The following is a 13,283-nucleotide window of genomic DNA, read 5'->3' on the forward strand; positions in this document are numbered from 1 at the left end:
TTAGAAAATAACTTGCCTCTTTCTATTTTTATCTGACATCAAATGTAGTATTTCCGCATCAGGGAATATTGTTCACAAACCTGTAGTTGAAGGTTTTGCTTAGCTACTCTTGTGCCCCGCTTTCATCAAAGGGACCAACTAAGAGGAGAGAAGATAAAAACTGACATGAGGCAGCTTTTATTAATAGATGTTTAAACTAACCTGCAACCAATGATTGTATACAACGTAACTGTGAATGTAGAACATGAGGCGACAGAAGAGTGGATTAACTTTATGAAAAATGAACACATCCCGGAGGTGATGGCTACAGGCTGTTTTAGTGAATATAAGCTACTGCGGCTCACTCAGGAGGTGGCAGATCATGCCGGGATCACCTTTGCTGTTCAATATTGGTGTGAATCATTGAGCATTCTCAATGAGTATATTGCAAAATATGCACCGGTACTTCAAGAAAAGCATACCAAGAAATTCCAAAATAAGTTTGTAGCCTTTCGCACTATCCTCGAAGAAATTTAGCGATAGCGAAAACTTATATCAGGATTAAATTTTTATTACATCTTATCGGAGAAGTTAAGTAGCGTTTTGAAAAGCACTAACTAATTTCTATTTTCCACCTCGAAACAGGATCATAGATGAAGAAAATAATATTGTTTTTAATAGGTACACTTGTCTTTTTTATTTTTAATGCACTTGATACACAGGCACTTGATCTGCAAGGGGCCGAAGAAGTGGTATCCAGTTCAATGGCTGCGGAAGGCGGACACAGTGAAAGTGCCGACCATCATGCCCCCTCCCCCATTTCAGTAATTCCTTTTATTATACTCTTGGGGATGATTGCCACCGGACCATTGTTTTATGAGCATTTTTGGCATAAAAATTACCCTAAAGTTGCCGTGGTATTGGCGGCCATTGTTGTAGGGTATTACTTGTTTGGTCTGCACAATACCCATGGACCTGTCCACGCCTTCTTTGAATATTTTCAGTTTATAGCTTTGCTTGCTTCCCTCTATATTGCCTCGGGGGGGATCATGATTAAAGTGGATAAACAAGGCACGCCCTTGGTCAATGTCTGTCTTCTTCTGATTGGAGCGGTGATTGCCAACGTCATTGGCACTACCGGGGCTTCCATGCTCTTGGTCCGTCCGTTTATCCGCTTGAACAAACGAAGAATCCAACCCTACCATATTATATTCTTTATTTTTATGGTAAGTAATATCGGAGGTTGTTTAACCCCGATTGGTGACCCTCCACTATTTTTAGGGTTTTTGAAAGGCGTTCCCTTCTTCTGGACTATGGAACATAATTTTACCGAATGGTTGATTGCCGTCCTGATTTTTGCAGTAATATTCTATGTTTTTGATCAAAAAAATGTCAAAAAAGAAAATCCATTATTTTCTGACGAGCTAGCCAATCAGAAATATTCTAATAAGATTACAATTGTCGGGCAGAAAAACTTCTTATGGTTAGCCGTAGCAGTAGGAGCCGTATTCCTGGATCCCAATGTTGACGGTTTTGAATGGTTGCCGGCAATCCATTTTGACGGACAAAAGTTCTCCTTTATCCGGGAAGTTATTATGCTGTCCGTGGCATTTTTCTCATTTAAATTCGCCAACAAAGAAGCCATCAATGGCAACGAATTTAACTTTGAACCTATCCGGGAAGTGGCCTTTATTTTTATCGGTATCTTTGGTACCATGATGCCCGCTTTGGAAATAGTAGCCGGTTTTGCGGCTTCTCCTGCCGGAAAAGAGTTGATCGGTCACAATACCCTATACTGGGCGACCGGCTTGATTTCCGGCTTTTTGGACAATGCTCCGACCTATCTTAATTTCTTGACCGCGGCATTGGCCGCACAAGGAGGTTCTATCGGTACACCGGGCGATGTAGTTGCCTTTACCAATGGTGACGGATTTACCGATTCCATCATGCAATTGACAGCCATTTCTGTTTCATCGGTATTCTTTGGGGCCATGACTTATATTGGTAACGGACCGAACTTTATGGTGAAGTCCATTGCAGAGCAAGTAGGTATACAAATGCCATCGTTCTTTGGGTATATCATCCGTTACTCAATTCCGATCTTATTGCCGGTATTGGTGGTGATCTGGTTGATATTCTTTGCCTTTGCTTAGGAAATACTATATCTTTAAAGAAACCCTAAAAGTAATCAAGCTCTTTTAGGGTTTCTTTGTACTTGATCGTTACATACAATCTGGCTATTTGTATACTAAAAAGGAAACCGTACTCTGATAAATTAGGTACAGATTCTGCAATTGCATATACTCCTAATATCAATTTACTTACTTGGTGTAATTTTTTTACCTTATGAAAAACCTCATATATACACTTCCCGCTGTTTTATTGATCGGCTTGATGGCTTTGGTTTCCGGTTGTGGATCTGCACAGGAAGAAATTCCGGATGTTTCCGATATCCAGGTGGATATCAAAATCAACCGATTGGAGAAAGAGTTATTTGCCTATCAGTCAAAGTATGACTTTATCAATTTTATAGACCAAAATCCTGAGTTGGTTGCCCAATATTTTAAAGGGCCGTTTTACCCTACCAAAGATTCTTTGGCCAGTCATTTGTATCATTTTACCCGGAATGTTTACAACGATACACTCTACCGGGATGTGCAAGATATTTTTACCGATTTCGAGAAAGTGGAAAACGATTTGATCCAGGCTTTCCGCTATCTGAAGTATTACTACCCGGACTTTAAAGTGCCAAGAATTTACACCATGATATCGGGGTTCGGTTCTTTTGGCTTTGGTCAGGATATTTTTTTTAGTGACAGTTTATTAGTGATTGGCTTGGATTATTTTGCCGGAACCTCCAGTACCTACCGTCCGCCCGAAGTACCTGGTTATATCCTGAAAAGATATGTGCCCGAGCATATTGTGCCTTCTGTAATGAAATTTATTTCATCCAAATTCAACCAGCACGATTATAATGATAAATCTATGTTGGCTGAGATGATGTTTTATGGCAAGGCCAATTATTTTACCCATAAAATGATGCCGCATGCTAGTGATACACTGATTATGGGGTATTCGGTAGAAGAACTTACCGATGTAGAGGAAAATTCCGGTTTTATTTGGGGGCATTTTGTCAAGAACAACCTTTTTTATGAAACCAACGACCTTACTAAGAGAAAGTACGTAGGCGAACGACCCCGGGTGTTTGAGGTAAGTGATAAATGTCCGGGAAGAGTGGGCCGTTGGTTAGGTTACCAAATCGTGAAGAGCTATGCATGGGAGCATACAGATGCCCAATTGTCTGGTATTATGCAGATGAAAAATGCCCGGGCACTCTTTCAGGCCTCAAAGTATAAACCTCAAGTTCCGTAAAATAGCTTTACTTGCTTAGAAATCAGGGAGATAAAATTTTCTGAAATTTTTTAGACTTTTTTTATTAGATAATGCCTGTAATTAGGTAGTTTTGTTAGTGTTGGTGTTCACTTGACTAATTTCCTGCAATGACAAAACTCTCCATAGATCAAAAGTTGTTGAATGGTATGTTGGATTCCTTTAATGAAGGAGTTATTATGCTGAATCCTTACGGGGAGGTTGAGTATTACAATGCAACGATTGAAAAAGTTTTGGGCATTGTACCGGATAAAGAATTTATTCAAAAGTACTTTCCTTCATCTCCCACCAATGTGCTTTCGGTCACGCATATGCATTTTATGTATACACATCCGTATACCGAAACTGATTTGAGCATTGATACACGGGTCGTGCCATTCAATGGAAGTGAGCAGGAAATCTATTATTTGATTTATTTGCAAGATGTGAGTGCTTTACGCAAAGAACAAAGACAAATTAAAGTCTTGGAAGATGCTATGAAGCAATGGCAAACCAAATGCACCCGTTTGCTGGATGATATCGAATCCCTTCGCTTTGCTCTTTCGCATGGCTTGAGTGCCCCGTTAAGGCATATTAACGGCTATGCCGGCTTTGCTTTGGAAGATACGGACGGCCGTCCCAGTGAAGAGCAAGTGAAATACCTGGAGCGCATCGTAGGGTCCAGCGTGAAGATTAAAGGGCTGGTTAGAAACCTTCTGGATTATATCAAAATTTCCAAAGCCGAAGTGCATTTACAGCCATTGGATATTCGCCTGTTGATCAAAGATTGTTTGAATAACCTGGAGCGATATCATACGGTGAAGGTAACGGTTGAGTATGACTTGGAAGTAAATACTTTACATGCTGACGAGGAATTATTAAAAACAGCCTTGCAAGAATTGCTGGACAATGCCAGGGTTGCTGTTAAGTCGGTGATCAATCCTCAGATTGCCATCCGGGCTTACCAGGTGCACTCTTTTATTTATCTTGAAATCCAAGACAATGGGGTGGGATATAATCCCAAATACTCCGATAACCTTTTCAAGGTATTTCATAAGTTGCATGCCATTGAGATCTTTCCGGGTAATGGTATTGGTTTGGCAATGGTACAGCGTATAGTCGAAATTATGGATGGTAAAGTTCATGCCGAAGCGTTGACTTCCCCTATAGGTGCCAAGTTTACCTTGCAATTGCCCGTTTAAGACCTGAATCGCTGGTAATTACTTTTTCCGGGGCCCTGTATTTCTCTTCTTTCCATCGTTTTCTCTTACTTCTTTCCTGTGCAATTCAGCGAACTGCAAGCGATGCCGCGTAAAATTTATTAGTTTTGCAGTAGGAGTCATAAGTAATGACAAGTATATTGTTGCTTAAAAGCAATTTGTTCGAGGGTTATCAGAAAAAATGCGCTTGACCTGCAGGTTTTCTGTAAAGTTTAATTGGGAAGGAATGAATTTTCAACAAATATTAGCAAAAGAAGAAATCTTTGGGCAACTGGCAGCGGCTGCGCGTCAATTGAAAATGCCAGCGTATGTTGTAGGCGGTTATGTGAGGGATTTACTTTTGAACAGGCCAAGTAAAGATATTGATGTGGTATGTGTGGGAAGTGGCATTCAATTAGCCCAAAAGGTAGCTTCCATACTTGGAGATCAGACAGAGGTTACTACATTTAAAAATTTCGGGACGGCCATGATCCGGGTGAAGGGTTGGGAAGTGGAATTTGTTGGCGCAAGGAAAGAATCGTACCGCAAAGAATCGCGAAAGCCCATTGTAGAAGACGGTACCTTGGAAGACGATCAAAACCGGAGAGACTTTACCATCAATGCTTTGGCCATTAGCTTGAATGAAGAGAATTATGGCGAGTTGATCGATCCTTTTGGTGGGGTAGATGACCTGAAACGGAAAATCATCAAAACCCCTTTAGAACCGGAAGTGACATTCTCGGACGACCCCTTGCGGATGATGCGGGCAGTACGCTTTGCAACACAACTGGGGTTTGACATTGCTCCCGATGCCTTTGATGCCATTATTAATACGTGTGAGCGCATCGAAATTATTTCGAAAGAACGGGTGATTGACGAGTTAAACAAGATTATTCTTTCACCCACGCCTTCTTATGGATTTAAATTACTGCTACATGCGAATTTATTGAAATTTATTTTCCCGGAAATGTTGGATCTCAAAGGGGTGGAAAGCCGGGAAGGCAAATCGCATAAAGACAATTTTTATCATACTTTACAAGTGCTGGACAATACCAGCAAAGCCTCAAAGAACTTATGGCTGCGTTGGGCAGCTATTTTGCACGACATTGCCAAGCCGGCCACAAAGCGTTTCGATGCGAAAGTAGGTTGGACTTTTCACGGGCACGAAGACAGGGGAGCACGGATGGTGCCCGGAATCTTCAAAAAAATGAAATTACCCCTGAACGACCGGATGAAGTATGTGCAAAAACTTGTAAAATTACATTTGCGGCCTATTGCCCTGGTAAAAGATACCATTACGGATTCTGCCATCAGGAGGTTGATTTTCGAGGCCGGGGATGATTTGGAAGACCTGATGATCTTATGCCGGGCCGATATTACTTCCAAAAATCACCAAAGAGTGCAGCGCTACCTTTCCAATTTTGACAAGGTAGAAAAGCGGGTGCAGGAAGTGGAAGAAAAAGACCGCATTCGTAATTTTCAACCGGTCATTACCGGGGAGATCATTATGGAAACCTTTGGTATCAAACCTTCCAGAGAAGTTGGGAAAATTAAAATCTTACTCAGGGAAGCTATTTTAGACGGAAAAATCAGGAATGAATATGACCAGTCCTATGATTATATGTTGAGGGCAGGGGAAAAAATGGGCTTAAAAGCTGTCAAAAAGATAAAAGGAGAATAGGATAACCACACTCTATGGCTCTGATGTAAAAAGCCTGTATTGTAACTTTCTCAATACAGGCTTTTTACGTCAGAAGCTTTGATGGTCAATGGACTTTTCCCAATTTTAAAAAGATGGGAAAGGACAAGGTTTTGATTTCATGTGGTGGCCATAACAAACTCAACTGCCTGATTAGGTGCTCTACCGGATTGTATTGTTTTTCTTGTATGAACTTTCGAACACTTGACCAGGTATTCAGATAACCGGTAAAATGTGCCAAGTTCCAATGTACATCTAAGGTAAATTCAGGAGCCGGAATCATGTTGAAAGGCATGGAGATATTTTGATAGCCATTGTCCAAGTGTTTGCGTTCCGGATCCCAATAAGGAGCGACTGTTTGGGTATAAAACTCCCGGATGATGGGATCAATGGCCTGGGATATCCGGACCAGCCCATACCCCCATATGGCCAAGGTCGCATCCCTGCAAGCTACCCTTTGTACTTCTTGATAGAATTCGGAAAGCTCGAACCAGTGAGCGGCTTGTGCTACAGTGATCAGGTTAAACGAACGGGGAGCGAACCCACTGTTTTCTGCGGAAGCTACGGAGTAGTCGATGTTGGGTTTATATAGGGCATGGCTCAATTGCTTTTGACTGATATCCGTAGCCTTTACACTTGCAAAATACTTAGAAAGGACAGCTGCACATTGCCCGTTGCCGGTGGCACAGTCCCAGGCTTGTTTGCGCACTGGGGTATGGGCCAGAATAAATTCAAATAAAGCATCAGGGTATAGGGGGCGATATCTTGCATACAGGCCGGAATTTACTGAAAAATTGTCTTTGGGCATAATTTACAGATTTCATTCTTCACCTAAAATCTAAGAACTTCAGTGAAATAAATCAACGGAAACCGGCCTTAAGGGTTTGTATGGGTTAGTAGGAGCTAACAATAGATTTATTTTAATAATTTTAGCGCAGCTTTTGCTTTACTGTCAATCCCCAATTTATATTCATGCTGTTGATATTCCATGGCTTTGTGAAAGTACTGTTTGGCTTCTTGTGTGTCTTTGTACACATCTCTGTAAATATAGCCTAATTGCAAAGCGGAATTTGGAGCGAAATAATGCCCGGCTTTGTCTGATTCGCCAAGGGTTTTTTGATAATAATAAATTGCTTGTTTGTGTGATCTTAGTTTGTGGTAAATTCGGGCCTTCCTGTACCAATACTCCAACTGATCGCTTTTATGACTTAACTTGGAAGGATTTACGGTCGCCAGTGTATTGAGTGCGTTGCGGTATGCTCCACCATCGGTATAGAAGCGGGCACGGGTGATCTCTTTGTGGGGTAGTTGATCAAATTCCAGGAATTTTTTTGCATACTTATCCGGTCCCGTCACAGTGCTGCCCTTTGCTTGTGCCAGTTTCCAGTAGGTTTGCGCTTCGTCATCCTTTTCTTGTAACCAATGGGCAAAAAACAGTTTTAAATACGCATCTTTGATCAGGTTTTGGCCGGGGTGATATTTTACATACTTGTTTAAGTGCTTGACGGCTTGCGAATAGTTTCCTAAATACAAATTGGCTTCACCTTTCAAATAATCCAAAAAATAAAAATCACTGAAATAGTCTTTGCCTCTGGGGGCCTTATTTAAAATATCTAAGGCTTCCTGGGCCTGACCTTTCTTGATGGAATACAATGCTGTGGTAAAGTAGACAAACAGGTTGTCGGGGTACTTGTTTAGAAGCTGATGTAAGTTGTTAAAAGACCAATTGGAATGATGTAAAATATAGAGATTCAGGTACTCTTTGTACAAAGTAGCTTCCAGTTTTACATAGGAGTCCGAGTGGATCACTTCGTTGAGGTATTCCAATCCGGTTTCGATATTGCCATTAAAACCCAGCAAGTTAATCACCCATTTGTATTTGGCCGGAACGGAGCCTATCAAGATATTGAAAGCTCCCAAAGTCTTTTTGTTGGGTAAGAAATCCGGGAATTTTTTATGGTTGTCTTTCAATAAATTAAAGGCACTTTTTATTTTCCAGAATGCGCCCAGTTCATCTCCGAATTGCAGCTTGACAATGGCCCATTGCAGCTTTACTTCCGCCTGGGTATAGAGGTAATAAGGCGAGCTTTTGTCCAGGGCTCGCAAGGCTTTGAGCCGGCTGGCCTCATTGGGTTCGAGCTTTTGATAAAGGGCCGGGTCTTGGGTGATTAACAATCGAATGATATCTTCGAAGTTTTCAAGGTAGATGTCAATTCCATTGTCTTGACTTGCTTTTTTGGAAAGGTCCAGGTGATAATGCGCTTTATTTATCTTTAATTTGAGAAAATTTTCATAGGCTTTGGTATTGTGCAAGGTGAATTCAAAAGAGGCAAATCCCGTTTGGCCTTGGATCAGAAAAAAAATGAATAAGCTAAAGAAATATATTCGAAATTTCATGGAATCAGAATACCTAATGGTGTTTCAAAGATATAGAAGTGAATTAAACTTTTTCTTTTTCCTGAAAAATGTTTCAAAAACGCCTCCTCTGTGTTACTTTTTTCAACAAGAGCTTTGGCTATTCTCTTCAAAAAGTACCTTGATGAGCCGATTTTGATTCCATGTTCGGTCAAAAACTATACGTTTAAACCACTTCAATTCATAGGCAAGCTACTATCACGGTAGCTGCCGGGTTTTTTCTGAAAATATCGAACCAACTATACATGAGAGCGACAGAGATTTGTATTATTGGTGCTGGGCCGGCTGGGTTAAGTACTTCGTTTTTTTTATCTAAACAAAAGATTCCGCATATCCTTCTGGAAAAAGAGTATTTTCCCCGGGAAAAAGTATGTGGAGATGCACTTACTACCAATGCCCTGTATATGCTGAATCGTATCCGGCCCGGGTTGGCAAGGGAGTGGACCCATGAAAAAAAGAATTTTCTGCCGAGTTGGGGAGCCAAGTTTTATGCCCCCAATGGCAAATGCCTTCAGATCTCTTTGCAAAAGCAAAACCTCCCTTATGCTCCGTTTCTAACCATTCCCCGGGCTGCTTTTGACAACTTGCTCCATGAAATGCTTGATCCTCGTTATGCTACCTTGCTGCAAGGCTGTGAAGTAAAAAAGCTCTGTAAGGAGCCTCAAGGAGTACAAATCGAGGCCTTACACGAGGGGAATATATTGGAGATACAGGCACAGATGTTAGTCGGTACGGATGGCGAACGCTCGGTGGTACACAGGCAACTGGGAGAGGGTACCAAAGATCGCGAAAGCTTTTCCGCTGCAGTCAGGGCCTATTATGAGGGGGTGGAAGGGTTTTCCAATGAAAACCAATTGGAGTTTTTCTTTCCTAATGAATTGCTGCCGGGGTATTTATGGGTATTTCCGTTGCCGGGGGGTAGGGCCAACGTGGGTTTGGGAATCCACAGTGAACAAGTAGCCCGGAAAAAGCTCAACTTACGGCAGATGTTTCAACAACTTCTGGAAACTCACCCCGTATTGTCCAAACGCTTTGCCAATGCCCGTCGGGTTTCTCCTTTGAAAGGTTGGGGTTTGCCTTTGGGGATTAAGCCCAGAAGCCTTGCCGGTGACCGCTTTATCCTGGCCGGGGATGCCGCCTCTCTAATAGATCCGTTTACCGGGGAAGGCATCGGCAATGCGATGTACTCCGGGATGATTGCCGCTGATTATGCTCAAAAAGCCGTAAAGCGACAACGGTTTGACCGGGAAATATTATTCCCTTATCAAGACGAGATCCGGAGGAGAATGGGCAAAGAGTTGAAAATGGGGCATCGTTTGTTGCGCTTGGCCTACCAGCCTTACCGGATCAATGTTCTTTGTTCTGTTCTTTCAATCCCCCTGGTCCATCGTTTTGGGCATCGCGCTTTGGCAGCCTGGATGCGAAAGTGGATGTAGACAACCGCTTTTCTGTTAACTTTGCCCTGAAGAATGAGGCCGGAAGGAAAAAAGATGTCCGGGAAAGTATATAAAAGACAACCATAGAGGCTGTTCTTAAACTTATAATGTGAATTTCATGAGTAGTGTTTGGAAATTAATCGCTGCCACAGGAAGGTTTGTGAAAGATTTTTATGAGCAAAAACAATTGCTTCAAAGGCATATTTATCCATTATTGAAAGCCTATCCGGTGGAAAATCCGGAAACGGGAAAACGAATCATTCAATACGCCAACCTGATTCCTGTCATTTCAGGGGGAAGTTTTGCCACTTTAAGAGGAAAAAAACTCACGGAAAAAGAGCGCTTATTACAAACGTTTCTCGCTGCCTTGACACCTATCGGTGACGATTTGTTTGATGTGGAGCATAAGGCCGAAGACGAGTTGATGCAGTTGGTTTCCAAACCTTTTTTATTTTCTTCCCCTCAGGAAACACACCCTCTGGGTGTGGATATTTTAAAAAAAATCCACCGTTTGTTGGAACACCCTCAACAGTTTATCGACTACTTTGAGAAAGTATTTTCCGCTCAGAAGGCCAGTCAAAAGCAGTTGGATAAAGATTTGTCCAGCGAAGAAATTCAACAAATTACGTTTGATAAAGGGGGGTACTCTGCTTTATTGTACCGAAGTATCATGAGCCACCCTCTCGGCGAACAAGAAGAAAAAGCCATTTATCAATTGGGTGGTTTGGTGCAATTGATGGACGATACCTTTGACGTTTATGAAGATTACCAACAAGGCATCCGTACATTGCCCAACCAAACACACGATATTTCGGTTATCAAAAGCTTTTTTGAAGCCGAGCTTATGCAACTGGGGGGGATTTTCCGTAGCCTGGATTACCCGGCAAAAAATATAGAAAAGTTTCTCTTTGAAATCACCTTGATATTGAGCCGGGAGATGATCTGTTTGGAACAACTATTAGCCTTGCAAGACAGAAATCAAGGGAGTTTTGCAATTGAACCATTTGAAAGAAAAGAATTGATCTGTGATATGGAAAAAACCGGTAACTTGATGAAAAGTATTCGCTATGCTTTAGCGCATCAAATGTGATGGGAGGGTTGCCAATAAATATACTCAGGGCTTTTGTCTCATTAGTCCGGATCAGAAACCTTCTGATCATTTTTTGTACGCAGTGGGCAGCGTATCTTTTTTTGATCCAAAACGGTAGTTTTTGGTGGGAAAAACTGGCTTTTCCCCCCTTTTGGCTTCTTTCCTTGTCTACGGTTTTGATTGCTGCGGCCGGTTATCTCATCAACGATTATTACGATATTGAAACAGACCTGATCAATAAACCTGATAAAGTGGTGATAGGGAAATCGCTGTCTGCCCGTACAGCATTAAAAGGCTTTGTGATTTTAAATACGTTGGGTATCTTGTCGGGTTTTGGGGCTGCTACAGTGGTAGGATGGGTCAACGGATGGTTGGCCGTAGTGCTTTGGGCGTATTCCAAAAGGCTAAAGGGCATCCCCTTGTTGGGCAACCTGATAGTAGCCGGGGCCACTTCCGAAGCGGTTTTGATACTGGCTCCCTTTTTTCAAACTTCCGAACACCTCATTTATATTTTTACCGCTTTTTCCTTTTTCTTGAACCTGATTCGCGAAATTGTCAAAGACTTGGAAGACCGGGAAGGGGACTTACAGCAACACTGGAATACGCTTCCGCTCCAAATCGGAGAAGCCCGGACTAAGTATTTGGTCTATGGCGTGTTGGCCGGCTTTATCTCTTTTGTCGTTTTTGAACTTCAATTTTTACAAAATAAATTCTTAACTTATTATTTCTTATGTACCATTCCCTTCGGAGGCTATTTTGTTGTTCGCTTTTACCGGGCCAGTTCTCCGCAAGAGTATCATTTTTTAAGCTCTTTTTGTAAAATGATGATGTTGACAGGCATCCTGGCGATGGCCGGTGTATAAATCGTTAGTTGTTTTTGAATTAACAAAACATTATCCATATTTTGCTATATAAAATAGAATAACCGAAGTGAATTAAACTTTTTCTTTTTCCTGAAAAACGTTTCAAAAAGGCCTCCTCTGTGTTACTTTTTTCAACAATAGCTTTGGCTATTCTCTTCAAAAAGTGTCTTGATGAGCCGATTTTGATTCCATTTTCGGTCAAAAACTATAAGTTTAAACTACTTCATCATTAGGATTAAGGACGAAAAGATAAAATTACAATGGATCTGTATCAGCAAATATTTGAGAATAATCGCCAATGGGTAAAAGAAAAACTAGCCCAGAACCATGATTTTTTTGAGAAATTGGCCAAAGACCAACAGCCGGAGTTTTTATACATCGGTTGTGCGGATAGCCGGGTACCTGCGAATGTCATTATGGGTTTGGAACCGGGGGAGGTTTTTGTACACCGGAATGTGGCCAACCTGGTCATTGGAACGGATGCTAACGTCAATGCGGTGATTCAATATGCCGTAGAATCGCTAAAAGTAAAATACATCGTAGTATGCGGGCATTATGGCTGTGGCGGTGTACAGGCGGCTATGAAATCGGTGGATATGGGGGGCTTGAATGGCTGGCTGAGAAACATCCGGGATGTGTATCGTATTCATGAAGAAGAGCTGGATGCTATTGAAAATGAAAAAGAGCGCTATAACCGCTTGGTTGAACTCAATGTAGAGGAGCAATGTATCAATGTGATTAAAACCTCTTATGTGCAAAAAGCCTATAATAACGAAGGCTTTCCCACAGTACATGCCTGGGTGTATGACCTTAAAAACGGTTTGTTGAAAGATTTGCAATTGGACTTTCAAGCCACCTTGAATAAAGTAAAAAAACTGTACGATTTGGGGCATCGCTAGAGAAGGGAGCTTTGGTAAGCAATATACCTTTCGTAAAAAGACAAAAAAAGCTGACCCTTTCCGGGTCAGCTCTGTGAAATTGGTTTTAGTTTTCTTTTCTAACGAATTTTTTGACGATTAATAAATTTTGCCTGGCAATTTTTTTCCCTTCTCTCATTAATTGTTGTGCGGCTTCCAGTTCTTGTTTGTTCAAAGCCTCCTCTGAGAGGGCTTCTATTTTGCGCGTTTTGTAGTGGATTTGTTTCAGATGGAGTTTGTCTGTCCGGTTTATGAACTCTTCACAAGCCCTATGCAACTGTTTGGAGCAGTGGTGTAACTCTTGCAAGTTTTCTTT

Annotated in this window: 12 protein-coding genes; 9 read left to right on the forward strand and 3 right to left on the reverse strand. The window is 41.6% G+C overall.

Annotated elements, in window-relative coordinates; genetic code table 11:
• Positions 1-210: 210 nt before the first annotated feature.
• The 5 genes from AAG747_RS20930 (at position 211) to AAG747_RS20950 (ending at position 6,228) form a co-directional block, all read left to right on the forward strand.
• Positions 211-516 carry a DUF4286 family protein gene (locus tag AAG747_RS20930; RefSeq protein WP_346823178.1) on the forward strand — a complete coding sequence of 102 codons (306 nt, stop codon included), beginning with the start codon at positions 211-213 and terminating at the stop codon, positions 514-516.
• Between the two features lie 116 nt (positions 517-632).
• Positions 633-2,132: a sodium:proton antiporter gene (locus AAG747_RS20935; protein ID WP_346823179.1), complete on the forward strand. Its 1,500-nt coding sequence runs from the start codon at positions 633-635 to the stop codon at positions 2,130-2,132.
• Positions 2,133-2,325: 193 nt separating this feature from the next.
• The gene (gene gldB, locus AAG747_RS20940; RefSeq protein ID WP_346823180.1) at positions 2,326-3,351 is read left to right on the forward strand and encodes a gliding motility lipoprotein GldB; all 1,026 of its coding nucleotides are present in this window, start codon (positions 2,326-2,328) and stop codon (positions 3,349-3,351) included.
• A 128-nt stretch (positions 3,352-3,479) separates the two neighbouring features.
• Complete coding sequence (locus AAG747_RS20945; RefSeq protein ID WP_346823181.1) at positions 3,480-4,550, forward strand: sensor histidine kinase; 1,071 nt, start codon at positions 3,480-3,482, stop codon at positions 4,548-4,550.
• A 244-nt stretch (positions 4,551-4,794) separates the two neighbouring features.
• Positions 4,795-6,228, forward strand: a complete 1,434-nt coding sequence (locus AAG747_RS20950; protein ID WP_346823182.1) for a CCA tRNA nucleotidyltransferase — start codon at positions 4,795-4,797, stop codon at positions 6,226-6,228.
• A gap of 85 nt (positions 6,229-6,313) precedes the next feature.
• Here AAG747_RS20950 and AAG747_RS20955 read toward each other — a convergent pair whose 3' ends face one another.
• Complete coding sequence (locus AAG747_RS20955; RefSeq protein ID WP_346823183.1) at positions 6,314-7,054, reverse strand: class I SAM-dependent methyltransferase; 741 nt, start codon at positions 7,052-7,054, stop codon at positions 6,314-6,316.
• 107 nt (positions 7,055-7,161) lie between these two features.
• Complete coding sequence (locus AAG747_RS20960; RefSeq protein WP_346823184.1) at positions 7,162-8,643, reverse strand: tetratricopeptide repeat protein; 1,482 nt, start codon at positions 8,641-8,643, stop codon at positions 7,162-7,164.
• A 263-nt stretch (positions 8,644-8,906) separates the two neighbouring features.
• Between AAG747_RS20960 and AAG747_RS20965 the strand changes: the two genes are divergently transcribed.
• From AAG747_RS20965 to AAG747_RS20980, 4 genes are all read left to right on the forward strand, one after another.
• Entirely contained in the window at positions 8,907-10,097 is a 1,191-nt protein-coding gene (locus AAG747_RS20965; protein WP_346823185.1) for an NAD(P)/FAD-dependent oxidoreductase, read from the forward strand.
• A 118-nt stretch (positions 10,098-10,215) separates the two neighbouring features.
• Positions 10,216-11,187 (forward strand): hypothetical protein, encoded by a 972-nt coding sequence (locus AAG747_RS20970; protein ID WP_346823186.1) that lies wholly within the window; start codon positions 10,216-10,218, stop codon positions 11,185-11,187.
• A gap of 8 nt (positions 11,188-11,195) precedes the next feature.
• Entirely contained in the window at positions 11,196-12,050 is an 855-nt protein-coding gene (locus AAG747_RS20975) for a geranylgeranylglycerol-phosphate geranylgeranyltransferase (protein WP_346823187.1), read from the forward strand.
• A 260-nt stretch (positions 12,051-12,310) separates the two neighbouring features.
• Positions 12,311-12,949 carry a carbonic anhydrase gene (locus tag AAG747_RS20980; RefSeq protein WP_346823188.1) on the forward strand — a complete coding sequence of 213 codons (639 nt, stop codon included), beginning with the start codon at positions 12,311-12,313 and terminating at the stop codon, positions 12,947-12,949.
• Between the two features lie 85 nt (positions 12,950-13,034).
• Here the strand turns inward: AAG747_RS20980 and AAG747_RS20985 are convergent.
• Positions 13,035-13,283, reverse strand: a 249-nt coding sequence (locus AAG747_RS20985; RefSeq protein ID WP_346823189.1) for a hypothetical protein, incomplete at its 5' end; no start/stop codon positions are given.

The organism is Rapidithrix thailandica (genome assembly GCF_039710355.1).
Lineage (GTDB): Bacteria > Bacteroidota > Bacteroidia > Cytophagales > Flammeovirgaceae > Rapidithrix > Rapidithrix thailandica.

What these genes read in the sequence shown, in the direction of transcription:
- AAG747_RS20930 (WP_346823178.1), top strand. Translation starts at nt 211, where the DNA reads ATGATTGTATACAACGTAACTGTGAATGTAGAACATGAGGCGACAGAA.
- AAG747_RS20935 (WP_346823179.1), top strand. Translation starts at nt 633, where the DNA reads ATGAAGAAAATAATATTGTTTTTAATAGGTACACTTGTCTTTTTTATT.
- gldB (WP_346823180.1), top strand. Translation starts at nt 2,326, where the DNA reads ATGAAAAACCTCATATATACACTTCCCGCTGTTTTATTGATCGGCTTG.
- AAG747_RS20945 (WP_346823181.1), top strand. Translation starts at nt 3,480, where the DNA reads ATGACAAAACTCTCCATAGATCAAAAGTTGTTGAATGGTATGTTGGAT.
- AAG747_RS20950 (WP_346823182.1), top strand. Translation starts at nt 4,795, where the DNA reads ATGAATTTTCAACAAATATTAGCAAAAGAAGAAATCTTTGGGCAACTG.
- AAG747_RS20955 (WP_346823183.1), bottom strand. Translation starts at nt 7,054, where the DNA reads ATGCCCAAAGACAATTTTTCAGTAAATTCCGGCCTGTATGCAAGATAT.
- AAG747_RS20960 (WP_346823184.1), bottom strand. Translation starts at nt 8,643, where the DNA reads ATGAAATTTCGAATATATTTCTTTAGCTTATTCATTTTTTTTCTGATC.
- AAG747_RS20965 (WP_346823185.1), top strand. Translation starts at nt 8,907, where the DNA reads ATGAGAGCGACAGAGATTTGTATTATTGGTGCTGGGCCGGCTGGGTTA.
- AAG747_RS20970 (WP_346823186.1), top strand. Translation starts at nt 10,216, where the DNA reads ATGAGTAGTGTTTGGAAATTAATCGCTGCCACAGGAAGGTTTGTGAAA.
- AAG747_RS20980 (WP_346823188.1), top strand. Translation starts at nt 12,311, where the DNA reads ATGGATCTGTATCAGCAAATATTTGAGAATAATCGCCAATGGGTAAAA.